This window comes from Terribacillus saccharophilus (assembly GCF_000725365.1).
Lineage (GTDB): Bacteria > Bacillota > Bacilli > Bacillales > Amphibacillaceae > Terribacillus > Terribacillus saccharophilus.
Genome location: NZ_CP008876.1, coordinates 3,429,125 through 3,455,570, shown reverse-complemented (window position 1 = coordinate 3,455,570; position 26,446 = coordinate 3,429,125). Strand labels below are relative to the sequence as shown.

The following is a 26,446-nucleotide window of genomic DNA, read 5'->3' as shown; positions in this document are numbered from 1 at the left end:
CTCCTTCCCTGATTTAGGGGATTACCAGCTTGCTTTTTTAACGCCAGGAATTTGACCTTTATAGGCTAGTTCGCGGAAACAAATACGGCATAGCTTGAATTTACGTAGTACAGAGTGTGGACGTCCGCAACGTTCGCAGCGTGTATACTCTTGTACTTTAAATTTCTGTGGGCGTTGTTGTTTCACGATCATAGATTTTTTAGCCACAATATTCCCTCCTTTTTACCTTTATTTTTGGAAAGGCATGCCTAGCTGAGTAAGTAGCTCACGAGCTTCTTCGTCAGTGTTGGCTGTAGTTACGATAACGATGTCCATTCCACGTACTTTGCTTACTTTATCGTAATTGATTTCTGGGAAGATTAGCTGTTCTTTAACACCTAGTGTATAGTTACCACGACCATCAAACGCTTTGTTTGAGATACCACGGAAGTCACGTACACGTGGAAGGGAAACTGCGACTAGTTTTTGAAGGAATTCATACATACGCTCTCCGCGCAATGTAACTTTCGCTCCGATTGGCATACCTTCACGAAGACGGAAACCTGCGATAGATTTCTTAGCTTTCGTGATGATTGGCTGCTGACCAGCAAGCAAAGACAATTCCTCTACTGCAGAATCAAGTGCTTTAGAGTTTTGAACGGCGTCACCGACACCCATGTTAATAACGATCTTTTCGATCTTTGGTACTTGCATTACAGATTTATAGCTGAATTTTTCCATTAGAGATGGAGAAATCTCGCCTTGATATCTTTGTTTCAATTCATTCATCGAGTAGCCCTCCTTTCAGAAGAAATTATTTATCGATAGCTTGACCGGATTTCTTAGCGATACGGACTTTTTTGCCGTCTTTCACTTCGTAGCCTACGCGAGTTGGCTCTCCAGTTTTAGGATCGATCAGCATTACGTTAGAAACGTGAATCGCTGCTTCGATTTCAAGGATTCCGCCCTGCGGGTTATCCTGAGAAGGTTTCGCGTGTTTTTTGACGATGTTTATTCCTTCGACAAGAACACGGTCTTTCTTCGGATAAGCTTCAAGGATGGTACCTTCTTTACCACGATCTTTACCAGTGATTACTTTAACTTTGTCACCTTTTTTAACATGCATGTGTACTGCACCTCCTTAACAAGGCATTGAGAGTTTTTACAATACTTCAGGAGCAAGGGAAACGATCTTCATGAACTTAGCGTCACGCAATTCACGTGCAACTGGTCCGAAGATACGAGTTCCTCTTGGGCTCTTGTCATCTCTAACGATAACAGCTGCGTTTTCGTCGAATTTGATGTAAGAACCATCTTTACGACGAACACCGCTTTTCGTACGTACGATTACAGCTTTAACAACTTCACCTTTTTTGACAACGCCACCAGGTGTTGCTTGTTTCACCGTACAAACGATTACGTCACCAATGTTAGCTGTTTTACGACCAGATCCGCCTAGCACTTTAATTGTTAGGACTTCACGAGCACCAGAGTTATCAGCGACTTTCAAACGAGTCTCTTGTTGAATCATACGAGTGGTACCTCCCTTCGGAATCCTTCCGAGCGATCTTAAATTAGATAATTACTGCTTCTTCTACTACTTCAACCAAACGGAAACGTTTCGTTGCAGATAAAGGACGAGTTTCCATGATACGGACCAAGTCACCAGTTTTTGCTGTACCGTTTTCATCATGCGCTTTAAGTTTTTTAGAATACTTAACACGCTTGCCGTACAGCTTGTGAGTTTTGTAGGTTTCAACAAGAACAGTGATTGTTTTATCCATTTTATCGGATACAACACGTCCAACGTAGACTTTACGATTGTTACGTTCACTCATGTCGCGAACCTCCTCTCGGAATTTAGTTATTTACGCTTAATTCTCTTTCACGAACAACTGTCTTCATGCGAGCAATTGTCTTACGGACTGTGCGAATACGTGCTGTATTCTCAAGCTGTCCAGTAGCTAATTGGAAGCGCAGGTTGAAAAGTTCTTCTTTAAGAGACTTAACTTTTTGTTCAATTTCGGCAGTGGTCAGTTCTTTGATTTCATTAGCCTTCATTGATTTCACCACCAATTTCTTCACGTTTTACGATCTTAGTTCTAATTGGCAGTTTATGAGAAGCAAGACGCAATGCTTCGCGAGCCACCTCTTCAGATACTCCAGCAATTTCGAACATGATCTTACCAGGTTTCGTTACAGCAACCCAGCCTTCAGGAGAACCTTTACCGGAACCCATTCGGACTTCTAGAGGTTTTTTAGTGTATGGCTTATCTGGGAAGATTTTAATCCATACTTTACCGCCACGTTTCATGTAACGAGTCATAGCGATACGAGCAGATTCGATTTGACGGCTAGTGATCCAAGCTGGATCAAGAGCTTGTAAACCCCATTCACCAAATGCGACTTCTGTACCGCCTTTAGCACGGCCATTCAATTTACCACGGTGTTGTCTACGATATTTTACGCGTTTAGGCATTAACATAATGCTTTTCCCCCTTCCTTATCGGTTGTTTTTAGTTGGAAGGACTTCGCCACGATAGATCCATACTTTAACGCCAAGCTTACCATAAGTTGTATCAGCTTCAGCTGTGCCATAGTCGATGTCAGCACGTAGAGTATGAAGTGGAACTGTTCCTTCGCTGTAAGATTCTGCACGAGCGATATCTGCTCCGCCTAGACGACCGGAAACTTGTGTACGGATACCTTTAGCACCAGCACGCATTGCGCGTTGCAATGTTTGTTTCTGTGCACGACGGAATGAGATACGGTTTTCAAGTTGACGAGCGATGTTGTCTGCTACCAATTTAGCATCAAGATCTACACGTTTCACTTCAACGATGTTGATGTGAACACGTTTGCCAGTCAGGCTGTTCAATGCTTTACGAAGTGCTTCTACTTCGGAACCGCCTTTACCGATTACCATACCAGGTTTACCAGTGTGAATAGAGATATTTACACGGTTAGCAGCACGTTCGATCTCCACTTTAGAAAGTGCAGCATCTTTCAAACGTTGTTCTAGATAATCACGAATTCTGATATCTTCATGTAGTAAATCAGCGTAATCTTTGCCACCGTACCACTTGGATTCCCAGTCACGGATGACGCCGACGCGAAGACCTATCGGATGTACTTTTTGACCCACTGCTTAACCCTCCTTCTTTTCTGTAACAACCACTGTAATGTGGCTAGTACGTTTGTTGATTTGGCTTGCGCGGCCTTGAGCGCGTGGACGGAAACGTTTCAATGTAGCACCTTCGTTAACGAATGCTTCAGAGATAACAAGGTTATCCGTATCCATTTCATAGTTGTGCTCTGCGTTAGCAACTGCAGAACGAAGTACTTTTTCTACTGCCAATGATGCACCACGCTGAGTGTGACGCAAAATCGCAACAGCTTCTCCGACATTTTTTCCTCGAATTAAATCAACAACTAAGCGGACCTTACGAGGAGCAATGCGAACTGATTTTGCCATAGCTTTTGCTTGCATTTAGGATTGCCTCCCCTCTTAGCGTTTTGTTTTCTTGTCGTCCGCTGCGTGTCCTCTGTACGTGCGAGTTGGCGCGAATTCACCAAGTTTATGACCTACCATATCTTCAGTAACATAAACAGGTACGTGTTTACGGCCATCGTACACAGCGATTGTGTGTCCAACGAATGTTGGGAAAATAGTAGAACGACGGGACCAAGTTCTGATAACTTGTTTCTTGTCGTCTTCGTTCAATTTGTCGACTTTCTTAAGCAAATGATCATCTGCGAAAGGTCCTTTTTTCAAACTGCGACCCATACATAAACCTCCCTTTGCGATATCGAGACGGGTGATAATCCCCGCCTTGCTACCACATTATTTTTTACGCTTACGTACGATAAATTTATCGGACTGCTTATTACGTTTACGTGTTTTGTAACCAAGTGTTGGTTTACCCCAAGGAGACATTGGTGATTTACGTCCGATTGGAGCGCGTCCTTCACCACCACCGTGTGGGTGATCATTAGGGTTCATTACAGATCCGCGGACAGTTGGGCGTTTGCCTAACCAGCGAGAGCGTCCTGCTTTACCAATTACGATTAGTTCATGTTCCAAGTTACCAACCTGACCTACTGTAGCACGGCAAGTACCTAGTACTAGACGCACTTCACCAGAAGTTAGTCTTACAAGAACATATTTACCTTCACGGCCAAGGATTTGAGCTTGTGCACCAGCAGAACGAGCTAGCTGAGCACCGCGGCCTGGTTTCAATTCGATGTTGTGGATGATCGTACCAACTGGGATTGTAGCAAGCTCCATAGCGTTACCCACTTTGAAGTCAGCACCTTCACCAGAAATGATCTCAGTTCCTACTTCCAAGCCTTTTGGAGCAAGGATGTAGCGTTTTTCACCATCAACATAGTGAATTAGAGCGATGTTCGCAGTACGGTTTGGATCGTACTCGATTGTAGCAACGCGTCCTGGTATTCCATCTTTGTCGCGTTTGAAGTCGATAATACGGTATTGACGTTTGTGTCCACCACCTTGGTGACGTACAGTCAATTTACCTTGGTTGTTACGTCCGCCACGTTTGTGAAGCGGTGCAAGCAATGATTTCTCAGGCTTGTCAGTTGTAATTTCGGCAAAATCCGATACAGACATGTTACGACGTCCGTTAGTAATCGGTTTATACTTTTTAATCGCCATCGTTGTTTCCCTCCTTCTCTATTATTTCTTAAACACCTTCGAAGAAGTCAATTTCTTTGCTGTCTTCTGATAGTGTTACTACTGCTTTTTTACGATCTGGGCGGTATCCGCCGTAACGACCTTGACGTTTGAATTTACCTTTAAGGTTTTGAGTGTTCACTTGTTCCACTTTTACACCAAAGATTACTTCAACCGCTTGTTTGATTTCGATCTTGTTAGCACGTTTGTCAACTTCAAACGTGTACTTCTTATCAACCATTAGGTCGGAAGAATGTTCCGTAATTACAGGGCGCTTAATAATATCACGTGGTTCTCTCATTATGCAAGCACCTCCCCTGCTTTTTCAGCTGCCTCTTTCGTTAAGATCAGCTTATCATGCGTAAGCAAGTCAAGAACGTTAACTTCGCTTTGTTTCAACACTTTAACATTTTTAAGGTTGTTTGCAGAACGTACAACAGTTTCGTCTTTATCTGCAGTAACGATCAACACCTTTTTATCAACGTTAAGTGCATTAAGCATAGCAACGACATCTTTTGTTTTAGGAGCATCAAATGCAAGGCTCTCTAGAACTACGATGTTTTCTTCTTGTACTTTAGAAGATAGTGCTGATTTAAGCGCTAGACGACGAACTTTTTTAGGTAGTTTGTAGCTGTAGCTGCGTGGAGTCGGTCCGAAGACTGTTCCACCGCCAACCCATTGTGGTGAACGGATGGATCCTTGACGTGCGCGGCCAGTACCTTTTTGACGCCATGGCTTTCTTCCACCGCCTCGTACTTCAGAACGTCCTTTAACTTTATGCGTACCTTGACGCATAGAAGCACGTTGCATTAGTACTGCTTCGTGTAATACATGTGTGTGTGGCTCGATACCGAAAACGGAATCGTTCAATTCGATTTCTCCGACTTGAGATCCGCTCTGGTTGAATAGTGCTACTTTAGGCATGATATATCCTCCCTTCGTATTGTGAATTAGTTACCTTTTACGGCACCTGATACTTTCACGTAAGATTTTTTCGCACCAGGTACGTTACCTTTAACAAGGATAAGGTTGCGCTCAGCGTCAACTTTAACGATCTCAAGGTTCTGAACAGTGATTTGCTCTCCGCCCATTTGTCCTGGTAGTGCTTTACCTTTGAAAACGCGCATAGGGTCAATTACACCCATGGAACCTGGTCTTCTGTGGTAACGTGAACCGTGTGACATAGGTCCGCGGGATTGGTTGTGGCGCTTGATAGAGCCCTGGAATCCTTTACCTTTAGAAGTACCTGTTACATCCACTACGTCTCCAGCTGCGAAAATCTCTACGCTAACCTCTTGTCCAACTTCGTGTTCGTCAAGAGCAGCGTCACGGATTTCACGAATGTAGCGCTTAGGTGTTGTGTTTGCTTTCTCAGCATGGCCTTTAGCAGGTTTGTTAGCGTTGTTTGCTTTCTGATCAGCAAATCCTAGTTGCAATGCGTTGTAACCGTCAGTTTCAACAGTTTTCTTTTGAAGAATTACGTTTGGTTCAGCTTGGATAACTGTTACAGCTTGAAGTTCACCACTTTCAGTGAATAGCTGTGTCATGCCGATCTTGCGTCCCAAGATTCCTTTCGTCATCCGTTACACCTCCTATTTTGTGTAAAATTATAGTTTAATTTCGATGTCCACACCGGACGGTAAGTCAAGTCTCATCAATGAATCAACTGTTTGCGGTGTAGGACTAACGATATCGATAAGACGTTTGTGAGTGCGCATTTCGAACTGCTCACGAGAGTCTTTGTATTTGTGCACCGCACGTAGAATTGTGTATACAGATTTCTCTGTAGGAAGCGGAATCGGACCTGATACGTTAGCACCAGAACGTTTCGCTGTATCTACGATTTTTTCTGCAGACTGATCAAGGATTCTATGATCGTATGCTTTTAGACGGATTCTGATTTTCTCTTTTGCCATTATTTTCCCTCCTTTATCGCCCTTATTCTTTAGGACATTCTCAGCGGAAATTAACTTGACCACCCTGCCATGGCAAAGGGGCCTGGTGTGCCAACAACCTCCCGCATCATCGCCTTTAAATGACCAACATTATAATTATATAGAAAAAATGCGGTCAATGCAAGTCTTATCTAGTTTTACAGCTTAAAAGTCTGTATTCCTTCATAAGATGACACTTTATGTATTATACATAGGCTTTATACTGTTTTCAAGTCATTTCAGCTTTTTTTACAATTTACTGGCGCTGCCAATCTTTGGGACTAAGTATATAAAAAAACAGACAGCACGTCTGCTGTCTGTTTCTTCTATATTGTTATATCAGCTTACGCTTCGATAACAGATACAACGCCTGATCCAACAGTACGTCCACCCTCACGGATAGAGAAGCGAGTACCATCTTCGATAGCGATTGGAGAGATAAGCTCAACAGACATCTCTGTGTTATCGCCAGGCATGATCATTTCAGTACCTTCTGGAAGGTGAACTACGCCAGTTACGTCAGTTGTACGGAAGTAGAACTGTGGGCGGTAGTTAGTGAAGAATGGAGTGTGACGTCCACCTTCTTCTTTAGAAAGAACATAAACTTCAGCTTTGAACTTTGTGTGTGGAGTGATTGTACCTGGTTTAGCAAGTACTTGTCCACGGCTGATGTCATCACGGGATACACCACGAAGTAGAGCACCGATGTTATCGCCAGCTTCAGCGTAATCAAGAAGTTTACGGAACATTTCTACACCAGTAACGATTGTTTTCTTAGGAGCTTCGTTAAGACCGATGATATCAACTTCGTCTCCAACTTTAACTTCTCCACGCTCAACGCGGCCTGTAGCTACAGTACCACGACCAGTGATAGAGAATACATCCTCAACTGGCATCATGAATGGTTTTTCTTTGTCGCGTTCTGGAGTTGGGATGTACTCATCAACAGCGTCCATAAGTTCGAAGATTTTAGCTTCGTAATCAGCATCACCTTCAAGAGCTTTAAGAGCAGAACCTTTGATAACTGGTACATCGTCACCAGGGAAGTCGTATTCGCTTAGAAGATCGCGAACTTCCATTTCAACAAGTTCAAGAAGTTCTTCATCGTCAACCATGTCGCATTTGTTTAGGAATACAACGATCGCAGGAACACCTACGTTACGAGAAAGAAGGATGTGCTCACGAGTTTGTGGCATTGGACCATCAGCAGCAGATACTACTAGGATAGCTCCGTCCATTTGTGCAGCACCAGTGATCATGTTTTTAACATAGTCAGCGTGACCTGGGCAGTCAACGTGTGCATAGTGACGAGTATCAGTTTCGTACTCTACGTGTGCAGTAGAGATAGTGATTCCACGTTCTCTTTCTTCTGGAGCACCATCGATTTGATCGTAAGCCATAGCTTGACCAGAACCTGATTTCTTATGAAGTACAGTTGTGATAGCTGCAGTTAGTGTTGTTTTACCATGGTCAACGTGTCCGATTGTACCAACGTTAACGTGGGATTTGGAGCGGTCGAATTTTTCTTTACCCATTAGTAATTCCTCCTTAAATATGGAAATATCTCATGTATTAGATAGTATGTTTCTTGTACTGCAGAAGCATGCGTGCACGCACGCTTCCAATACAAGTTATACTCGATTACTGGCCAAAAATCAATTATTGTCCAGCGTTTTTCTTGATAATTTCTTCTCCAACGCTTTTCGGCACTTCTTCATAGTGGTCGAATGTCATTGTATAAGTTCCACGGCCTTGTGTGTTGGAACGCAACGCTGTTGCGTAACCGAACATTTCAGCAAGTGGCACAAATGCATTAACTACCTGAGCAGGTCCGCGTGTATCCATACCTTCAACACGTCCGCGACGGGAAGTGATATCGCCCATGATGTCTCCCATGTATTCTTCTGGGATAACAACTTCCACTTTTACAAGTGGTTCCAAGATGACAGGGTTACATTTGTTCTTAGCGTTTTTAAGCGCCATTGAAGCAGCAACTTTAAATGCCATCTCGTTGGAATCGACATCGTGATAGCTTCCATCAAATAGTGATGCTTTAACGTCGATCAGCGGATAACCAGCCAATACACCGTTTTGCATTGATTCTTTGATTCCAGCTTCAACAGATGGGATGTATTCACGAGGAACTACACCACCAACGATTTTATTCTCGAACTCGAAACCAGCGCCTTCTTCGTTTGGCTCGAATTTGATCCAAACGTGTCCGAACTGACCGCGACCACCGGACTGACGTACGAATTTACCTTCGACTTCAGCAGATGCACGGAATGTTTCACGGTATGCTACCTGTGGAGCACCTACGTTAGCTTCTACTTTGAATTCGCGACGCATACGGTCAACGATGATATCCAAGTGAAGCTCACCCATACCGGAGATGATAGTCTGACCAGTTTCTGGGTTAGTTTCAGTTCTGAATGTAGGATCTTCTTCAGCTAGTTTACCAAGTGCAACGGACATTTTATCTTGGTCCGCTTTTGTTTTTGGTTCGATCGCTACAGAGATAACTGGCTCTGGGAATACCATAGACTCAAGGATAACTAGTGATTTTTCATCACATAACGTATCACCAGTCGAAGTATCTTTCAAACCAACTGCTCCTGCGATATCACCAGCGTAAACTTTGGAAATCTCTTCACGAGTGTTTGCGTGCATTTGTAGGATACGGCCTACGCGCTCACGCTTGTCCTTCGTAGAGTTTTTCACGTAAGAACCTGCTTCCAATGTACCAGAGTACACACGGAAGAAAGTAAGTTTACCTACGAACGGGTCAGTTGCAACTTTGAAAGCAAGTGCACTGAATGGCTCGCTGTCGCTGGATTTACGTACGATCTTCTCTTCAGTACCAGGAACGATACCTTCGATAGCTGGTACGTCAGTTGGTGCCGGCAAGTAATCAACAACACCGTCGATTAGAAGCTGAACACCTTTGTTTTTGAATGCTGAACCACAGAATACTGGGTAGAATTCAACACTTAGAGTAGCTTTACGAACAGCTTGTTTAAGCTCTTCGTTAGAGATCTCTTCCCCTTCAAGGTAGCGTTCCATAAGATCTTCATCTTGTTCCGCTACTGCTTCGATAAGGTTTGTACGGTACTCATCCACAAGATCTTGCATATCTGCAGGGATCTCACGAGTCTCGTACTTTTGTCCAAGATCATCAAGGTAAAAATGAGCTTCCCCAGTGATTAGGTCGATGATTCCTTCGAAATCATCTTCTGCACCGATTGGGATTTGTACTGGGTGCGCGTTAGCGCCCAGACGCTCATGCATCGTCTTAACTGAATAAAGGAAGTCTGCACCTGTTTTATCCATTTTGTTGACGAATACGATACGTGGTACACCGTAAGTTGTAGCCTGACGCCAAACAGTTTCTGTTTGAGGCTCAACACCAGACTGTGCATCAAGCACAGCTACCGCACCATCAAGTACACGTAGGGAACGTTCTACTTCAACAGTGAAGTCTACGTGTCCTGGTGTATCGATGATGTTAATACGGTGGTTTTTCCATTGAGCAGTTGTTGCAGCAGATGTGATAGTGATACCACGCTCTTGCTCCTGCTCCATCCAGTCCATTTGAGAAGCACCTTCGTGAGTTTCTCCAATTTTGTGGATACGTCCTGTATAGAATAAAATACGCTCTGTTGCAGTTGTTTTACCGGCATCGATGTGAGCCATGATACCGATATTACGCGTATTTTCTAAGGAGAACTCTCTAGCCATACGGTCTTTCTCCTTCCTAGAGTGAATTTAAGATATATTTTACCAGCGGTAGTGAGCAAACGCTTTGTTTGCTTCCGCCATTTTATGCATATCTTCACGTTTCTTAACAGCAGCACCTGTGTTGTTAGACGCATCAAGAATTTCGTTAGCAAGACGCTCTTCCATTGTTTTTTCACCGCGTAGACGGGAATAGTTAACAATGTAACGAAGACCTAGTGCTTGACGACGCTCTGGGCGTACTTCAACTGGTACTTGGTAGTTGGAACCACCAACGCGGCGTGCGCGTACTTCAAGTACAGGCATAACGTTCTTCATGGATGTTTCGAAAACCTCCATTGGATCGTTTCCACTACGTTCTTTAACTAGTTCGAATGCTGCATAAAGAATCTTTTGAGCTTTACCGCGTTGTCCGTCAACCATGATTTGGTTGATCAAACGAGTTACCAATTTAGAGTTGTACAACGGATCTGGCAACACGTCACGTTTAGCTACAGGACCTTTTCTTGGCATATATTCTCCTCCTTTCTGATGATGGTTATATTATGTTAGTCTTATTTTTTAGGGCGTTTAGTACCATATTTAGAGCGACCTTGTGCGCGGCCGTCAACACCTGAAGTATCAAGCGCACCACGTACGATATGGTAACGTACACCCGGTAAATCTTTTACACGTCCGCCGCGGATCAAAACAACACTGTGCTCTTGCAAGTTGTGTCCGATACCAGGAATGTAGGCAGTAACCTCGATTCCGTTTGTCAAACGTACACGTGCATATTTACGCAATGCGGAGTTTGGTTTCTTCGGAGTCATTGTACCAACACGAGTACAAACACCACGTTTTTGTGGAGAAGACTGGTTAGTCAAAGATTTCTTGAAACTGTTGTACCCTCTGTTCAATGCTGGAGAGTCAGATTTCTTTGTTTTGCTTACGCGACCTTTGCGTACTAATTGGTTAATAGTAGGCATGTTTTTTCCTCCTTTCAAAGCTTTTTCGTAATACCACACATCCAGGTGGTTCATTTTTGGGCAAAAAACAAAGCTTTCACGAGCTGAGCTAGCATCAGCTTCGCCAAAACTATCTTTTAATTGCCACAGTAGCTGTCCCTACATCTATGCCACAAGCTTCACCTAAGCGTTTCATAGAATCCACTTGGATCGCTGGTATGCCTAATTCTTCTGCCAGCTTTCTTACCTGGCTGGTAATATGCTCGGCAGCGTCATTTGCAATGACAACTGAGTTCACTTGGCCTTGCTTCATGGCCTTGAGTGTTTGTTTGGTTCCGATAACGATTCCCGTATTAGCTTGCGCTACTTTTTCATAAGACATATGCATATCCTCCAAAGTAAACAAGGAGAATCGGAAGCACCTTGATTATAGTATCACTCTAGTAAGCTGATGTCAATCACCTTAACAAGAGATTTACAGTGCTTCCGACAAATTATTTTGTTTCCTTGTGTATTAGGGTCACCGTTATGGTGTTACAGATTCGATTTCCTGACCTTCTGTTACTTCTTCAGGTGTATCAAGTTTCGCTTTGATTTTGCGATACTGCGGCATACCAGTACCAGCAGGAACAAGCTTACCAATGATAACATTCTCTTTCAAGCCGAGAAGTTCATCGCGCTTACCTTTGATAGCTGCATCGGTAAGGACACGAGTTGTTTCCTGGAAGGAAGCGGCAGACAAGAAGGAATCCGTTTCTAGAGAAGCTTTCGTAATACCAAGCAATACTGGTTTACCACTTGCTGGCTGGAAGCCTTCTCTTAGTACTTCACGGTTTGCTTCCCGGAATTGATGGATCTCAAGAAGTGAACCTGGCAATACATCTGTTTGACCAGAATCGATAACACGTACTTTACGAAGCATCTGGCGAACCATTACTTCAACGTGTTTATCGCCGATTTCTACCCCTTGCATACGGTATACTTTCTGCACTTCTTTTAATAGATACTGCTGAACGCCAGCTACACCACGAACTCGAAGAAGTTCTTTCGGATCTACAGAACCCTCTGTCAGCTCTTGACCAGCTTCGATTGCGTCACCTTCTGCAACACGCAAGCGTGCACCATAAGGAGCTGTGTAAGTCTTCGTTTCAACTGTACCTTGAATCGTAACTTCTTGTTTCTCTTTAACATCATTTACTTCAATAACTGTACCTTTGATCTCGGAGATGACAGCTTGACCTTTAGGGTTACGCGCCTCGAACAACTCCTGGATACGCGGCAAACCTTGTGTGATATCGTCACCGGCTACCCCACCTGTGTGGAACGTACGCATTGTAAGCTGTGTTCCTGGTTCACCGATGGATTGTGCAGCGATGATACCGACTGCTTCGCCGACTTCGACGTCACTGCCAGTTGCAAGGTTACGGCCGTAACATTTCTTACATGCACCATGCTTCGTGTTACATGTGAAGACAGTACGGATCGCCACTTCTTCGATACCAGCATCTACGATTAGTCTTGCTGTATCTTCGCCAATCAATTCGTTCTTAGCAACGATTACATCACCTGTTTCAGGATGTTTGACATTCTCGAACGCTGTACGTCCTACAAGGCGGTCATACAAAGGCTCGATCATTTCAGTTCCTTCAGTCAGGGCACGGACTCTTAGGCTGCGGTCAGTACCACAATCTTCTTCACGGATGATAACATCCTGTGCTACGTCAACAAGACGACGAGTCAAGTAACCGGAATCGGCAGTTTTCAGTGCTGTATCGGCAAGACCTTTACGCGCACCGTGTGTAGAGATGAAGTACTCGAGTACTGTCAGACCCTCACGGAAACTGGACTTGATCGGCAACTCGATGATTCGTCCAGCCGGGTTGGCCATTAGACCACGCATACCAGCAAGCTGAGTGAAGTTAGATGCGTTACCACGGGCACCGGAATCACTCATCATGAAGATAGGGTTACGGTTGCTCAAGGATTTCATCAGGCGCTCCTGAATATCATCCTTCGCTTTAGACCAGATAGAGATAACACGGTCATATCGCTCTTCTTCCGTAATCAAACCACGACGGAACTGTTTCAACACTTTATCCACGCGGGATTGTGCTTCATCAAGAATCTCTGTTTTCTCTTTCAATACGACGATATCAGAGATACCAACCGTAATACCTGCTTTAGTGGAATAACTGAATCCAAGATCCTTCATGCGGTCAAGCATTTTGGACGTTTCACTGATCTTGAAGCGTTTGAACACTTCTGCAATGATGTCGCCCAGGAAGCCTTTCTTGAACGGGGAGATAATGTCGCGTTTTGCGATCTCCTCTTTGATATTCGCACCCTTCTCAACGAAGTAGTGAGCAGGTGTTTTTTCTTCTAAGTTCTCACGAGTCGGTTCGTTCATGTAAGGGAACGAGCTCGGCAAGATTGTATTGAAGATAAGTTTACCTACTGTTGTAAGCAGGATTTGGTTTTTCTGTTCTTCTGTGAATGTTTCATTGTTCAATGAACCGGCATCTACTGCTACACGAGTGTGCAAATGTACATAACCGTTCTGATAAGCAAGCATTGCTTCGTTTACATCTTTGAAGACTTTACCTTCGCCGATAGCATCTTCACGCTCAAGTGTAAGGTAGTAGTTACCTAGTACCATATCCTGAGATGGAGTTACGACTGGTTTACCGTCTTTCGGGTTCAAGATGTTTTGTGCAGCAAGCATAAGGATACGAGCCTCTGCCTGTGCTTCTGCTGATAAAGGAACGTGGACAGCCATCTGGTCACCATCGAAGTCAGCGTTATAAGCTGTACATACTAGCGGGTGAAGACGGATTGCGCGACCTTCTACCAATGTCGGTTCGAATGCCTGGATACCTAGGCGGTGAAGCGTAGGTGCACGGTTTAAGAGTACCGGATGCTCACGGATTACTTCTTCAAGCACATCCCAGATTTCCGGATGCAGACGTTCGATTTTCCGTTTTGCAGATTTGATGTTATGAGCAAGGCCTTTTTCCACCAATTCTTTCATGATGAATGGTTTGAATAGCTCAAGCGCCATTTCTTTCGGAAGACCACACTGATACATCTTCAAATGCGGACCTACGACGATTACGGAACGTCCGGAATAGTCTACCCGTTTACCAAGCAAGTTCTGACGGAAACGTCCTTGTTTACCTTTCAGCATGTGAGAAAGAGATTTCAATGGACGGTTACCAGGACCTGTAACAGGACGACCGCGACGACCGTTATCGATTAACGCATCAACAGCTTCCTGAAGCATACGTTTTTCGTTTTGTACGATGATGCTAGGTGCACCAAGGTCAAGCAAGCGTTTCAGACGGTTGTTCCGGTTGATCACTCGACGATAAAGATCATTCAAGTCAGATGTAGCGAAACGTCCACCATCAAGCTGTACCATTGGACGAAGCTCAGGAGGAATGATTGGAAGTACATCCAACACCATCCAAGAAGGTTCGTTTCCAGAGTGACGGAATGCTTCCATTACTTCCAAGCGCTTGATCGCACGCGTTCTGCGCTGACCTTGTGCTGTTTTCAATTCTTCGCGAAGTGCTTCCACTTCTTTCTCCAATTCGATATCTTGAAGAAGTTTACGAATTGCTTCCGCACCCATTTGAGCTTGGAACGTATTACCGTATTTTTCACGATAGAGGCGATATTCTTTCTCAGAAAGAAGCTGCTTCTTCTCAAGTGCTGTATCACCAGCATCTGTCACGATGTACGCTGCGAAGTAGATAACTTCTTCCAACGCACGAGGAGACATATCCAGTACAAGACCCATACGACTCGGAATACCTTTGAAGTACCAAATGTGAGACACAGGAGCTGCTAGCTCGATGTGTCCCATACGCTCACGGCGTACTTTGGCTTTGGTAACTTCTACGCCGCAACGATCACATACAACGCCTTTATAACGAACGCGTTTGTATTTACCGCAATGACATTCCCAGTCTTTTTGCGGACCGAAGATGCGCTCACAGAACAAACCGTCTTTTTCAGGCTTTAACGTACGGTAGTTGATCGTTTCTGGCTTTTTAACTTCTCCGTAAGACCATGAACGAATCTTATCAGGTGAAGCCAAACCTATTTTCATAAACTCAAAATTATTTACATCTATCAAGGGGCCTACCTCCCTTTTAGTATCCCGTTACTGCTATGCAGTCGATGTTGTGCCGCCTTAGCCTTCCTGTACATCAAGATTGATGCGGTCAGGTGCTTGCGTCTCGTCTTCATCTTCGAGTTCTCTTAATTCTACTTCTTCTTCTTCACCGTTGAGGATTTTAACATCCATACCAAGACTCTGAAGCTCTTTGATTAATACTTTGAATGATTCTGGTACACCTGGTTCTGGTACATTATCACCTTTAACAATAGCTTCATAAGTCTTCACACGACCAACAACGTCATCGGACTTAACTGTAAGAATCTCTTGCAAAGTATATGCCGCACCATAAGCTTCAAGTGCCCAAACCTCCATCTCACCGAAACGCTGTCCACCGAATTGTGCTTTACCACCAAGCGGCTGCTGCGTTACTAGTGAATATGGACCTGTAGAACGTGCATGCAGCTTGTCATCAACCATGTGCGCAAGCTTGATCATGTACGATACACCGACAGAAACACGGTTATCGAATGGTTCACCGGATCTTCCATCATAAAGAACTGTCTTCGCGTCACGCGGCATACCAGCTTCTTCGAGCGTTTCCCAAACATCTTCCTCACGCGCACCATCAAATACTGGTGTTGCAACGTGGATGCCCAGCGCACGAGCTGCCATACCTAAGTGAAGCTCAAACACCTGTCCGATATTCATACGAGATGGTACCCCTAGTGGGTTAAGCATGATATCAACTGGTGTGCCATCTGGCATGAATGGCATATCTTCTTCTGGAAGTATCTTAGAGATAACCCCTTTGTTACCGTGACGTCCAGCCATCTTATCCCCTTCAGAAATCTTACGTTTCTGAACGATATAAGCACGTACAAGCTGGTTTACGCCTGGTGGTAATTCATCGCCATCTTCACGGTTGAAGATCTTAACATCCAATACGATACCGCCGGCACCATGAGGTACACGAAGAGAAGTATCACGGACTTCACGAGCCTTCTCACCGAAGATCGCATGCAATAGACGTTCTTCTGCTGATAGCTCAGTTACACCTTTAGGCGTTACTTTACCAACAAGCAAATCACCATCGGAAACTTCGGCACCAACACGGATGATTCCACGCTCGTCAAGGTTCTTCAGTGCGTCTTCCCCTACGTTAGGGATATCGCGTGTGATTTCTTCTGGTCCTAGCTTCGTATCACGTGCTTCAGACTCATATTCCTCGATATGGATAGATGTGTAAACATCATCTTTCACAAGGCGTTCGCTCATGATGATAGCATCCTCGTAGTTGTAACCTTCCCATGTCATGAAGGCAACAAGAACGTTACGTCCAAGTGCAAGCTCTCCATCCTGCATGGAAGGTCCATCAGCAAGGATTTCACCTTTTGTCACACGGTCGCCTACGCTGACGATCGGACGCTGGTTATAGCAAGTTCCTTGGTTGGAACGATTGAATTTCTGCAGACGATAACGATCTGTATCGCCTTTCACTTCACTGCCGCCTACTTCAGTTACACGGCGTACAATGATTTCTTTTGCTTCAACGCGCTCTACAATACCTTCTGCGCGGCAGATAACAGCTGCACCGGAGTCTTTTCCGGATACATATTCCATACCAGTACCTACGATTGGTGCTTCTGGCTGCATCAACGGAACTGCTTGTCGCTGCATGTTCGCACCCATCAATGCACGGTTGGAGTCATCGTTTTCCAAGAACGGGATACATGCTGTCGCAGCAGATACAACCTGCTTCGGTGATACGTCCATGTAATCGATACGTTCACGAGCTACGATTGTGTTCTCCTCACGGAAACGAGCAACGACTTCTTCGTTTGCGAAGCCGCCATCTTCTGTTAGCGGAGAGTTTGCCTGTGCGATAACATAGTTATCCTGCTCATCAGCAGTAAGGTAATCAATATGTTCCGTTACAAGGTTCGTCTCCGGATCAACGCGACGGTAAGGTGTCTCGATGAAACCGAATTTGTTCACTTTCGCATATGTTGAAAGGGAGTTGATCAAACCAATGTTCGGACCCTCTGGCGTTTCGATCGGACACATTCTTCCATAGTGGGAGTAGTGTACGTCACGCACTTCAAAGCCAGCACGTTCCCGAGTCAAACCACCAGGTCCCAAAGCAGAAAGACGACGTTTATGCGTCAATTCACCAAGCGGGTTTGTCTGGTCCATGAACTGAGAAAGCTGGGAGCTTCCGAAGAATTCTTTAATAGATGCAATCACTGGTCGGATATTGATCAGCTGCTGCGGCGTGATAGCTGACGTATCCTGAATAGACATACGCTCACGTACCACACGTTCCATACGGGATAGACCAATACGGAATTGGTTTTGCAGCAATTCACCTACAGAACGTAATCTTCTGTTACCAAGGTGATCGATGTCATCTGTGTCGCCAACTTCATACAATAGGTTAAAAAAGTAGCTGACTGCTGCCACAATATCGGCAGGGTCCAGATTCTTCACACTGTCATCTACTGTAGCATTACCAGTGACACTTAGTGTACGTTCGCCTTCTGGATCAGTTGGGTCGACAATTTTAATTGTTTGCACGACGATTTGATCTTGTACTACGCCATCATGCGGCTCCAAAATATTCTCGCCGAACTTGCCGTTTGAACCGTCAAGATAAGGAAGAATCTTATCAAGCAGACGACGATCTAACTTGTCGCCTTTTTGTGCAAGAACTTCACCAGTCTCTTCATCAACGATTGGCTGTGCCAATGTTTGGTTGAACAAACGGTTTTTAATATGAAGCTTTTTGTTCATTTTGTAGCGGCCTACATGTGCTAGGTCATAGCGTTTTGGATCGAAGAAACGGGAAACAAGCAAGCTTTTCGCGTTCTCTACAGTAGGCGGCTCTCCTGGACGAAGACGCTCGTAGATTTCAAGCAATGCTTTTTCAGTAGTTTCCGTGTTATCTTTCTCCAATGTGTTACGCAAGTACTCGTTTTCACCGATCAAATCGATGATTTCCTGATCACTTCCGAATCCAAGCGCGCGAAGCAGGACAGTGATAGGAAGCTTACGCGTACGGTCGATACGGACGTGGACTACATCCTTCGCATCCGTTTCGAACTCAAGCCATGCACCACGGTTCGGAATAACAGTTGCCGTATGGCCACGTTTTCCGTTCTTGTCGAATTTCTCACTGAAATAAACACTAGGGGAACGAACAAGCTGTGATACGATAACGCGTTCAGCACCGTTGATGATGAACGTTCCTGTATCTGTCATCAATGGGAAGTCACCCATGAATACTTCCTGTTCTTTTACTTCGCCTGTCTCGTTATTCAATAAACGGACTTTAACACGAAGCGGAGCGTTATAGGTAACGTCTCTTTCTTTTGCTTCATCTACTGGATATTTCGGTTCGCCAAGGCTATAGTCGACAAATTCCAGCGATAAATTACCCGCGAAATCCTCGATCGGGGAAATATCCTGGAACATCTCTCGTAATCCTTCTTCTAAGAACCATTCATAAGAAGCGGTTTGAATCTCGATAAGATTCGGTAACTCTAGCACTTCACTAATACGTGCATAGCTTCTGCGCTGGCGGTGTCGTCCATACTGAACTACTTGACCTGTCAACAGCTTCACCCCTCAAATCAAACATTAGTAATGTATTCAAGCTGCAATCCGTAGACTGCAGTAAATCAACATCCTGCAGCAGAAATCTCCTGCTGTGAGTCTCTCACTTGACCAACCTTTTTCGGATAAAGGTCTGCCTGAATTGCCGGAATGCCGATTGACTTTCCAGGCAATAAATTATATATTGTAGCTAACATAAATGAATCGCCACAATATTTGCATTGTTCACATCTTCTGTTTACATAGAAAAGCATTCGCATAAATACGAATGTGATGTGAATGTTGTAATGAAACGGGCTTCCCTTCCTGTTTAACAAAAATCAGAAAGTGGTATAGTTCCAACAGCGTAACTCTCCTATTGTCCTTCCTGCGCCGCCTTCAAGCTAAAAACGAAAAAGGTTTTTACATAAAAACCGTTAAAAATTCAGCTTGCTAGCTCCTCCGAATGGCGACATAACCCTGATCATACATATTTAGATAAAATCGACGAAGGCAAAAACATAATAATGATAGCAGTCTTGCCAAGCGGCCGACAGTTTAAACACGATTCTCTAAGAAAATTATAATCTTCTCCGAGTATCGTTATCTATTGGCATTTTACAATACTACCACAAGCTTTTATGCGAGTCAATCTTTTTTGGCTACTAGAATATAATAGCCTTTTTCCTTCTTGACGATTTCACACGAGCCGAATAGCTGATTCAATTTTTCCTGAGCAGATGGGGCACCTTGTTTCTTTTGAATAACAACCCAGAGCTCTCCTTGAGGAAGCAGCGCTTGGTAACTTTCTTCAAATAACTGATGTACAACCTTCTTGCCTGCTCGGATTGGAGGGTTAGTAGCAATTGCCGCGAACTTCCGGTCCGAATAAGCGGTTAAGCGATCACTCACATAAAAATGCGTGTTATCTGCTCCATTCGCCTCAGCATTCTGTTTCGCAAGTGATACTGCGCGCTCATTGACGTCACTCATCACAATCGCGCGATTTGCGAATGCTTTCGCAAATGAAATGCCGATCGGTCCATATCCACAGCCAAGATCCAGTATGTCCCCTTCTATTTCAGGCTCCCTGAAGACATCAATCAAAATCCTGGAACCGAAATCCACTTCTTTCTTGGAAAATACCCCGGTATCCGAAGTGAAAACAAGTTCATTGCCTTTTAAAGTGAATCGCCATGTAGTAGGAGCACTTTTAGATTGCGGCTGATTGGTATAATAATGATCCGACATAATTGGTCACCTTCTTTATTCAGGATCCATTCACGATTGCCATGGAGAATAGATAAAAGGAAAGCTCGCCCGAAGGCGAGCTTTCTTTTTATTACTTAACTTCTACAGAAGCTCCAGCTTCTTCAAGTTTAGCTTTAAGTTCTTCAGCATCAGCTTTAGAAACGCCTTCTTTGATGTTTCCAGGAGCGTTATCTACAAGATCTTTAGCATCTTTAAGACCTAGGCCAGTTGCTTCGCGTACAGCTTTAACAACTTTGATTTTAGAAGCGCCAGCGCTTGTAAGAACAACGTCAAATTCAGTTTGCTCTTCAGCAGCTTCAGCAGCACCGCCACCAGCAGCAGCTACAGGAGCTGCAGCAGTTACGCCGAATTCTTCTTCGATAGCTTTAACAAGATCGTTCAATTCTAGAACGGACATACCTTTAATCTCTTCAATGATTGTCTCTTTAGACATGATATTTCCTCCTTGGGGAATGTTTTATTTTGTTTTGAAGCCTCAGGCAGCCTTAAGCGCCTTGCTCTTCTTTTTGTTCTGCGATTGCTTTCGCAGCGTAAGCGAAGTTGCGAACTGGTGCTTGTAGCACGCTAAGCAACATAGAAAGCAAACCTTCGTAGTTCGGTAGATCTGCAAGTTCTTTAACTTGTTCTACAGAAGCCACGTTGCCTTGGATGACACCAGCTTTGATTTCTAGTGCTTCGTTCTTTTTCGCGAAGTCGTTCAAGATCTTAGCAGGAGCAATTACATCTTCATTACTGAAGGCAATAGCAGTTGGGCCTGTCAAGTTCTCGTCTAGTTCTGTCAAACCAGCAACTTCCGTAGCACGGCGAGTCAATGTGTTTTTGTAGACTTTGAAATCCACACCAGCTTCACGAAGCTGTTTGCGTAGTTCAGTCACCTCAGAAACAGTAAGACCACGGTAGTCTACTACGATTGTAGATTGGCTCGCTTGGAATTTCTCAGCGATTTCAGTTACAACCTGTTGCTTTTGTTCGATGATCTTGGACATATGTTCCACCTCCTGTTAGCTTGTTCACCATTATACCTGGAGTTAACATGAAAAATGCCTCCATTCGACATGGAGGCATGATCACAAGGAACAGTCGGAACAGACTGCCTTTATATCTCACACACCTCGGCAGGAGATTAAGCCCTAGGGCACCTGCTGTCTTAGGTATAACGTTTATTAGGTTTTAACCACAGTTGATTATATAGTGTTTCCAATTAGATGTCAACAGACAATTAACGGAATGGTGCTACGTCAACTTTGATTCCAGGACCCATAGTAGAAGCGATTGCTACGTTCTTCATGTAAAGGCCTTTGGAAGCTTGTGGTTTAACTTTAATAAGTTGTTCAATCAATGCAACAAGGTTTTCTTCCAATTTCTCTTCAGAGAAGGAAGCTTTACCGATTGGTACATGGATGTTGGACTGTTTGTCAACGCGGTACTCAACTTTACCAGCTTTGATTTCCTGGATAGCTTTTTCTACGTCAAATGTAACAGTTCCAGTTTTAGGGTTAGGCATAAGACCTTTTGGTCCTAGTACGCGGCCCAATTTACCAACTTCAGCCATCATGTCCGGAGTTGCAACGATAACGTCGAAATCGAACCAGCCTCCGTTGATTTTCGCGATTAGATCTTGTTCGCCTACGAAGTCAGCGCCAGCAGCTTCCGCTTCTTTTGCTTTATCGCCTTTAGCGAATACTAATACGCGTTGAGATTTACCAGTACCGTGTGGCAATACCATTGCTCCACGAATTTGCTGGTCAGCTTTCTTAGGGTCTACTCCCAAACGGAAAGCAGCTTCGATTGTTTCGTCAAATTTAGCAGTAGCTGTCTTTTTGACAAGCTCAACAGCTTCTTTTACTTCGTACAAGTTCGTACGATCAACAAGCTTAAGTGCTTCTTGTTTCTTTTTGCTTTTTACAGCCATTTCCTTTTCCTCCTCGGATTGTGGTTTTAACGGTAGGACCTCCCACTTGTTAAAGCGGAGCGGACGAGTGTCCGCTGATAGCCGGGAAATGCCGGCTTTTAAAAAGGCTGCGAAATGGTATACTCCATTCACGCAACCTCGTCAGTTTCTATGATTGAATCAGAATTAGTCTTCGATGACAATTCCCATACTGCGAGCAGTACCTTCAACCATACGCATTGCTGATTCAACGTTTGCAGCATTCAAGTCAGGCATTTTAGATTCCGCAATCTCTTTTACTACATCGCGTTTAACTGTAGCAACTTTGTTACGGTTCGGTTCGCCTGAACCTGATTCGATACCAGCTGCTTTCTTAAGCAAGACTGCAGCAGGCGGAGTTTTAGTGATGAATGTAAATGAACGGTCTTCGAATACCGTGATTTCTACTGGAATGATCAAGCCAGCTTGCTCTTGCGTGCGGGCGTTAAATTCCTTACAGAATCCCATGATGTTCACACCTGCCTGACCTAGTGCCGGTCCAACTGGTGGAGCTGGATTCGCTTTAGCTGCAGGGATCTGCAATTTTACAACTTTGATTACTTTTTTAGCCACGAGACACACCTCCTTAAGTCCGTGATGTGGTAATAGGGTTTTTCACCCTCCCACTCAACATGTCTGTATAGCTATATATTATAGACTATAGTCATTAACATTAAGATTCTAGCATTTATCTATAAACAATGCAAGGGGCTTCCAAATAAATTCCGATTACCGGATTATAATTTTTCGATTTGGGAGAAATCAAGCTCAACTGGAGTTTCCCGCCCGAACATATTAACATGAACTTTCACTTTCTGTTTATCCATGTCGATATTTTCGATTGTTCCAGTAAAGTCGTTGAACGGTCCATCAGTAACACGAACACTTTCCTTCTCTTCGAAATCGAATTCTGTAAGTGTCTCTTCCATGCCCATACGTTTGAGGATTACTTCGACTTCTTCCTCCAAAAGCGGTGTCGGCTTGGAACCTGAACCGGTGGATCCGACGAAACCAGTTACGCCCGGTGTATTACGAACAACATACCAGGAATCATCCGTCATGACCATTTCAGTCAATACGTAACCAGGGAAGACTTTCTTCATCGCTGTCTTACGTTTACCGTTCTTGATTTCTGTCTCTTCATCCTCAGGAACAACGACGCGGAAGATTTTATCTTCCATTCCCATGGAGTCGAGTCTTTTCTCAAGGTTGGCCTTTACTTTATTTTCATATCCAGAATAAGTGTGTACGACATACCATCTTTTTTCCATGATTTCAGGACAAGCGCTTGTCCTTCCCTCCCTTTGGTTTAGTTATTGTCGATGCTGGGCAAAAAGACCAATTTAAAAAACCCGTACGGAACGGGTTTTTTTCTACGAGCAATATTTAATACCATTATAGCATATATCAGCGGGCATTATTCAAAAGAATAAATTTAAAATCTCAGAGATCCCTAAATCAACTAAACCGAAGAATATAGCAGCGAACACAACTGTTAAAACTGTCACGATCGTATAGCGATATAGTTCTTTACCGGTTGGCCAACTGACCTTCTTCATCTCTTTAGATACATTTTTCAAAAACGTAACAGGATTCATGGTACTACCCCCAAACTCTCGCCGACAGGCATTGTTGTCTATTTCGTCTCCCGATGGACAGTATGCTTGTCGCATCGTTTGCAGAATTTCCTAGTCTCTAAGCGTTCTGATTGATTCCCACTTTTTGCTGTGGAATAATTACGGCTCAAACATTCCGAGCACGCTAATGTAACTGATTTACGCAAAAATCTCCACCCTCTCGGGTATTTTGACACAATTTTACTGTAGCACGCATGAAAAGGCTTGTCAACGAAGCTTATAACGTTACTTCACTGATTTCTAGATATCGCTCAAGCTTTCGCTTTACACGCTGGAGGGCATTATCAATCGATTTGACATGCCGCTTCAATTCCTCAGAAATCTCTTGATAAGATCTGCCGTCCAGATAGAGAGCCAATACCTGTCTCTCTAGTTCACTGAGCAGCTGTGCCATCTTCTCCTCCATATCAAGGAACCGCTCTTGATTGATCAAGACGTCTTGCGGATCACCTGCTTTGGAGCTGACTATGATATCAAGCAGAGTCCTATCGGATTCCTCATCATAGATTGGCTTGTCCAACGATACATAAGAATTAAGCGGAATATGCTTCTGTCTTGTCGCCGTCTTAATTGCTGTAATAATCTGCCTGGTTACACAAAGTTCGGCAAACGCTTTGAAGGAAGCGAGCTTCTCTCCATTAAAATCACGAATGGCCTTGTAAAGGCCAATCATCCCTTCCTGGACAATGTCTTCCCGGTCGGCTCCAATCAGAAAATACGTACGAGCTTTCGCTCTGACAAAGTTTCGATACTTGTTAATCAGAAAATCTAGGGCATCAACATGACCTGCTTTAACTAAATCTACAAGAACACTATCTTCCATCACTGCGTAATCCTGGCCTACCGTCCGCTGTTTGACAATTGTCACTTAAGGATTCCCCCTGACCATATATACCGCGAATTTATAGGGTCATTATACAGGCGGTCTAAATAACCGTCAATATACTACTTTGGCTATTTCTTCCTTCTGCGCCATGCTTCGAGTGTTTCCCTCACTTCGGGTTTTAAGGGGATTTTTGGCGGAAATTGTCGAGTATTGTACTCCCTGATTTCCTGGTCTATCTCCCGCTCGATTTGCTTTATCTCCAGATATAGTTCTCTGGATGATTTACGAAGTGCCCCTTGCCCAAATATAGTACGCTGTTCTGCATAATCAGAAGTTGCAACGTAAACTTGCGTCTTGACATTTTTCAACGTTTTAATCAGTTTTTCGATACGGTCATCTGCGGTCTCTTTTTCTTTTGTATAAAGAACTTCTACTTTATAATTTTCGTATTTTTTCTCCAATCCCCTCACATGGTAGGCATCGAATACGACAATTACCCGATGACCTGTGTAAGCCTGATACTCGGCCAGCTTCTCAATCAGCAGCTGGCGGGACTGTTCAAAATCTTTATCGCGGAGTGCATGCAGTTCTTCCCATGCCCCGATGACGTTATAGCCATCGACCACTAATATGACCATCCTTATTCCCCTAGAGGATGACGCTGACGGTTTACTTCATACATGAGAAGACTTGCCGCGACACTTGCATTAAGGGAAGTGACTTTACCATGCATAGGAAGCGAGACTGTCCAATCACATTTCTCCCGGACAAGTCTGCTGATACCTTTTCCTTCATTTCCGATTACAAGGGCAATTGCTCCGACTGCATCCAGACGGCGATAATCAATCGCACCTTCTGCTGCCGTACCAGCAACCCATACATTCCGTTCCTTCAAATGATCAATTGTCTGCGCCAGATTCGTCACGCGGGCTACAGGAATATACTCGATAGCTCCTGCAGACGTCTTGGCTACCGTAGCTGTCAGGCTGACTGAACGCCGCTTCGGAATGATAACGCCATGAGCTCCGACTGCATCTGCTGTACGCAGTATGGATCCAAGATTGTGTGGATCCTCCATTTCATCAAGGATGATGAAGAACGGCTGCTCTCCCCGTTCCTCCGCTACACGGAATAGGTCATCCACTGAGCTGTATTCATATGCTGCAACCGAAGCAACAATGCCTTGATGAGCTCCCTCGATCAACTGATCTAATTTACGTTTCGGTACTTTCTGTACGATTGTACCGCTTGCTTTTGCAAGTTCCTGTATCGACTGCCATGTTTTTGGCTGCAAATGCTCCGAAACCATGATTTTGTTAATTGAACGGCCAGACCGCAATGCTTCCGTTACAGGGTTTTTCCCGATTATCCATTCATCTGCCATGCTGCTGACTCCTTCCTTCTACATGTTTGATAGCTGCTTGTATAAGGGTTTCCAGACGATCTGTATCTTCTAGCAGATAGTGATACCCAATAAGTGCTTCAAAGCCTGTGCTGTATTTGTAAGTCTGTACATCCGTATTTTTAGGCACTGTACCGGACTTGGCATTACGCCCTCTCCGAAAGACCGCCTGTTCTTCCTCTGACAGCATGTCATGCTCAAGCCAATCCCGGACCACCTTAGCTTGTGATTTTGCAGAAACGAAGGTGACCGCTGCGTGATGCAGCTGATTCGGTTTTACCTCTCCTTTTTGAAGGAGATGCCGGCGAACATAGATCTCATAAACAGCGTCTCCCATATAAGCGAGTGCCAGACTTTTCATTTGTTTCACGTCCATG

The 26,446-nt window shown here is 44.2% G+C and carries 34 protein-coding genes, 1 pseudogene and 1 other annotated feature; all 35 genes and pseudogenes read right to left on the bottom strand.

Features of this window, described 5'->3' with window-relative positions; genetic code table 11:
- Nucleotides 1-21 precede the first annotated feature (21 nt).
- The 35 genes and pseudogenes from GZ22_RS17210 to GZ22_RS17050 all read right to left on the bottom strand — a co-directional run bounded on the left by GZ22_RS17210 (nucleotide 22) and on the right by GZ22_RS17050 (nucleotide 26,445).
- Nucleotides 22-207 (bottom strand): type Z 30S ribosomal protein S14, encoded by a 186-nt coding sequence (locus GZ22_RS17210; RefSeq protein ID WP_038565213.1) that lies wholly within the window; start codon nucleotides 205-207, stop codon nucleotides 22-24.
- 21 nt (nucleotides 208-228) lie between these two features.
- Nucleotides 229-768 (bottom strand): 50S ribosomal protein L5, encoded by a 540-nt coding sequence (gene rplE / locus GZ22_RS17205; protein ID WP_038565210.1) that lies wholly within the window; start codon nucleotides 766-768, stop codon nucleotides 229-231.
- 25 nt (nucleotides 769-793) lie between these two features.
- Nucleotides 794-1,105 carry a 50S ribosomal protein L24 gene (gene rplX, locus GZ22_RS17200; protein WP_038565207.1) on the bottom strand — a complete coding sequence of 104 codons (312 nt, stop codon included), beginning with the start codon at nucleotides 1,103-1,105 and terminating at the stop codon, nucleotides 794-796.
- A gap of 36 nt (nucleotides 1,106-1,141) precedes the next feature.
- The gene (rplN, locus tag GZ22_RS17195; RefSeq protein ID WP_038565204.1) at nucleotides 1,142-1,510 is read right to left on the bottom strand and encodes a 50S ribosomal protein L14; all 369 of its coding nucleotides are present in this window, start codon (nucleotides 1,508-1,510) and stop codon (nucleotides 1,142-1,144) included.
- Nucleotides 1,511-1,553: 43 nt separating this feature from the next.
- On the bottom strand, nucleotides 1,554-1,817 hold the full coding sequence (rpsQ, locus tag GZ22_RS17190; RefSeq protein WP_038565201.1) for a 30S ribosomal protein S17: 264 nt from the start codon (nucleotides 1,815-1,817) through the stop codon (nucleotides 1,554-1,556).
- Nucleotides 1,818-1,839: 22 nt separating this feature from the next.
- A complete protein-coding gene (gene rpmC, locus GZ22_RS17185; protein ID WP_038565198.1) occupies nucleotides 1,840-2,040 on the bottom strand; it encodes a 50S ribosomal protein L29 in 201 nt (66 codons plus the stop codon).
- On the bottom strand, nucleotides 2,030-2,464 hold the full coding sequence (gene rplP, locus GZ22_RS17180; protein WP_038565195.1) for a 50S ribosomal protein L16: 435 nt from the start codon (nucleotides 2,462-2,464) through the stop codon (nucleotides 2,030-2,032). Before rplP ends, rpmC begins: the two co-directional genes overlap by 11 nt.
- A pseudogene (gene rpsC / locus GZ22_RS17175) lies at nucleotides 2,458-3,124 on the bottom strand (30S ribosomal protein S3). Before rpsC ends, rplP begins: the two are co-directional and overlap by 7 nt.
- A 3-nt stretch (nucleotides 3,125-3,127) precedes the next feature.
- Nucleotides 3,128-3,469, bottom strand: a complete 342-nt coding sequence (gene rplV, locus GZ22_RS17170; RefSeq protein WP_038565189.1) for a 50S ribosomal protein L22 — start codon at nucleotides 3,467-3,469, stop codon at nucleotides 3,128-3,130.
- 18 nt (nucleotides 3,470-3,487) lie between these two features.
- A complete protein-coding gene (gene rpsS, locus GZ22_RS17165; protein ID WP_038565186.1) occupies nucleotides 3,488-3,766 on the bottom strand; it encodes a 30S ribosomal protein S19 in 279 nt (92 codons plus the stop codon).
- 57 nt (nucleotides 3,767-3,823) lie between these two features.
- Nucleotides 3,824-4,654 carry a 50S ribosomal protein L2 gene (gene rplB, locus GZ22_RS17160; protein WP_038565183.1) on the bottom strand — a complete coding sequence of 277 codons (831 nt, stop codon included), beginning with the start codon at nucleotides 4,652-4,654 and terminating at the stop codon, nucleotides 3,824-3,826.
- Between the two features lie 28 nt (nucleotides 4,655-4,682).
- Nucleotides 4,683-4,973, bottom strand: a complete 291-nt coding sequence (rplW, locus tag GZ22_RS17155; protein WP_038565180.1) for a 50S ribosomal protein L23 — start codon at nucleotides 4,971-4,973, stop codon at nucleotides 4,683-4,685.
- Nucleotides 4,973-5,596 carry a 50S ribosomal protein L4 gene (gene rplD / locus GZ22_RS17150; RefSeq protein WP_038565177.1) on the bottom strand — a complete coding sequence of 208 codons (624 nt, stop codon included), beginning with the start codon at nucleotides 5,594-5,596 and terminating at the stop codon, nucleotides 4,973-4,975. The genes rplW and rplD overlap by 1 nt, the downstream gene beginning before the upstream one ends.
- Nucleotides 5,597-5,622: 26 nt before the next feature.
- Complete coding sequence (gene rplC / locus GZ22_RS17145; RefSeq protein ID WP_038565174.1) at nucleotides 5,623-6,252, bottom strand: 50S ribosomal protein L3; 630 nt, start codon at nucleotides 6,250-6,252, stop codon at nucleotides 5,623-5,625.
- Nucleotides 6,253-6,279: 27 nt separating this feature from the next.
- Nucleotides 6,280-6,588 (bottom strand): 30S ribosomal protein S10, encoded by a 309-nt coding sequence (rpsJ, locus tag GZ22_RS17140; RefSeq protein WP_038565171.1) that lies wholly within the window; start codon nucleotides 6,586-6,588, stop codon nucleotides 6,280-6,282.
- A gap of 362 nt (nucleotides 6,589-6,950) precedes the next feature.
- On the bottom strand, nucleotides 6,951-8,141 hold the full coding sequence (tuf, locus tag GZ22_RS17135) for an elongation factor Tu (protein WP_038565169.1): 1,191 nt from the start codon (nucleotides 8,139-8,141) through the stop codon (nucleotides 6,951-6,953).
- Between the two features lie 124 nt (nucleotides 8,142-8,265).
- Nucleotides 8,266-10,344, bottom strand: a complete 2,079-nt coding sequence (gene fusA, locus GZ22_RS17130) for an elongation factor G (protein WP_038565167.1) — start codon at nucleotides 10,342-10,344, stop codon at nucleotides 8,266-8,268.
- 39 nt (nucleotides 10,345-10,383) lie between these two features.
- The gene (gene rpsG / locus GZ22_RS17125) at nucleotides 10,384-10,854 is read right to left on the bottom strand and encodes a 30S ribosomal protein S7 (RefSeq protein WP_038565166.1); all 471 of its coding nucleotides are present in this window, start codon (nucleotides 10,852-10,854) and stop codon (nucleotides 10,384-10,386) included.
- A gap of 41 nt (nucleotides 10,855-10,895) precedes the next feature.
- Nucleotides 10,896-11,309: a 30S ribosomal protein S12 gene (gene rpsL / locus GZ22_RS17120; protein ID WP_038565163.1), complete on the bottom strand. Its 414-nt coding sequence runs from the start codon at nucleotides 11,307-11,309 to the stop codon at nucleotides 10,896-10,898.
- 109 nt (nucleotides 11,310-11,418) lie between these two features.
- Nucleotides 11,419-11,670, bottom strand: coding sequence for a 50S ribosomal protein L7ae-like protein (locus GZ22_RS17115; protein ID WP_038565160.1), 252 nt, complete (start codon nucleotides 11,668-11,670; stop codon nucleotides 11,419-11,421).
- A 144-nt stretch (nucleotides 11,671-11,814) separates the two neighbouring features.
- Nucleotides 11,815-15,426 (bottom strand): DNA-directed RNA polymerase subunit beta', encoded by a 3,612-nt coding sequence (gene rpoC / locus GZ22_RS17110; protein WP_038565157.1) that lies wholly within the window; start codon nucleotides 15,424-15,426, stop codon nucleotides 11,815-11,817.
- Nucleotides 15,427-15,483: 57 nt separating this feature from the next.
- On the bottom strand, nucleotides 15,484-19,023 hold the full coding sequence (rpoB, locus tag GZ22_RS17105) for a DNA-directed RNA polymerase subunit beta (RefSeq protein ID WP_038565154.1): 3,540 nt from the start codon (nucleotides 19,021-19,023) through the stop codon (nucleotides 15,484-15,486).
- A 65-nt stretch (nucleotides 19,024-19,088) separates the two neighbouring features.
- The gene (locus tag GZ22_RS19030; RefSeq protein ID WP_281176664.1) at nucleotides 19,089-19,220 is read right to left on the bottom strand and encodes a hypothetical protein; all 132 of its coding nucleotides are present in this window, start codon (nucleotides 19,218-19,220) and stop codon (nucleotides 19,089-19,091) included.
- 430 nt (nucleotides 19,221-19,650) lie between these two features.
- Nucleotides 19,651-20,253 (bottom strand): class I SAM-dependent methyltransferase, encoded by a 603-nt coding sequence (locus GZ22_RS17100; protein ID WP_038565151.1) that lies wholly within the window; start codon nucleotides 20,251-20,253, stop codon nucleotides 19,651-19,653.
- Nucleotides 20,254-20,344: 91 nt separating this feature from the next.
- Entirely contained in the window at nucleotides 20,345-20,707 is a 363-nt protein-coding gene (gene rplL, locus GZ22_RS17095) for a 50S ribosomal protein L7/L12 (protein WP_038565148.1), read from the bottom strand.
- Nucleotides 20,708-20,759: 52 nt separating this feature from the next.
- Nucleotides 20,760-21,260, bottom strand: coding sequence for a 50S ribosomal protein L10 (gene rplJ / locus GZ22_RS17090; RefSeq protein ID WP_038565146.1), 501 nt, complete (start codon nucleotides 21,258-21,260; stop codon nucleotides 20,760-20,762).
- Between the two features lie 39 nt (nucleotides 21,261-21,299).
- Nucleotides 21,300-21,444 (bottom strand) — a sequence feature (ribosomal protein L10 leader region).
- Nucleotides 21,445-21,493: 49 nt separating this feature from the next.
- Complete coding sequence (rplA, locus tag GZ22_RS17085; RefSeq protein WP_038565143.1) at nucleotides 21,494-22,186, bottom strand: 50S ribosomal protein L1; 693 nt, start codon at nucleotides 22,184-22,186, stop codon at nucleotides 21,494-21,496.
- A 165-nt stretch (nucleotides 22,187-22,351) separates the two neighbouring features.
- Nucleotides 22,352-22,777, bottom strand: a complete 426-nt coding sequence (gene rplK, locus GZ22_RS17080; RefSeq protein WP_038565141.1) for a 50S ribosomal protein L11 — start codon at nucleotides 22,775-22,777, stop codon at nucleotides 22,352-22,354.
- 164 nt (nucleotides 22,778-22,941) lie between these two features.
- Nucleotides 22,942-23,475: a transcription termination/antitermination protein NusG gene (gene nusG / locus GZ22_RS17075; protein ID WP_038565138.1), complete on the bottom strand. Its 534-nt coding sequence runs from the start codon at nucleotides 23,473-23,475 to the stop codon at nucleotides 22,942-22,944.
- A gap of 150 nt (nucleotides 23,476-23,625) precedes the next feature.
- Entirely contained in the window at nucleotides 23,626-23,802 is a 177-nt protein-coding gene (gene secE, locus GZ22_RS17070; protein WP_038565135.1) for a preprotein translocase subunit SecE, read from the bottom strand.
- A 38-nt stretch (nucleotides 23,803-23,840) separates the two neighbouring features.
- The gene (gene rpmG, locus GZ22_RS18335; protein WP_084160788.1) at nucleotides 23,841-23,987 is read right to left on the bottom strand and encodes a 50S ribosomal protein L33; all 147 of its coding nucleotides are present in this window, start codon (nucleotides 23,985-23,987) and stop codon (nucleotides 23,841-23,843) included.
- 71 nt (nucleotides 23,988-24,058) lie between these two features.
- Nucleotides 24,059-24,709, bottom strand: coding sequence for an RNA polymerase sporulation sigma factor SigH (gene sigH / locus GZ22_RS17065; protein WP_038565132.1), 651 nt, complete (start codon nucleotides 24,707-24,709; stop codon nucleotides 24,059-24,061).
- A gap of 86 nt (nucleotides 24,710-24,795) precedes the next feature.
- Nucleotides 24,796-25,305: an NYN domain-containing protein gene (locus tag GZ22_RS17060; RefSeq protein ID WP_038565129.1), complete on the bottom strand. Its 510-nt coding sequence runs from the start codon at nucleotides 25,303-25,305 to the stop codon at nucleotides 24,796-24,798.
- Between the two features lie 2 nt (nucleotides 25,306-25,307).
- Nucleotides 25,308-26,051 (bottom strand): 23S rRNA (guanosine(2251)-2'-O)-methyltransferase RlmB, encoded by a 744-nt coding sequence (rlmB, locus tag GZ22_RS17055; protein ID WP_038565126.1) that lies wholly within the window; start codon nucleotides 26,049-26,051, stop codon nucleotides 25,308-25,310.
- A complete protein-coding gene (locus GZ22_RS17050; protein ID WP_038565124.1) occupies nucleotides 26,041-26,445 on the bottom strand; it encodes a Mini-ribonuclease 3 in 405 nt (134 codons plus the stop codon). Before GZ22_RS17050 ends, rlmB begins: the two co-directional genes overlap by 11 nt.
- Between the last annotated feature and the right edge of the window lies 1 nt (nucleotide 26,446).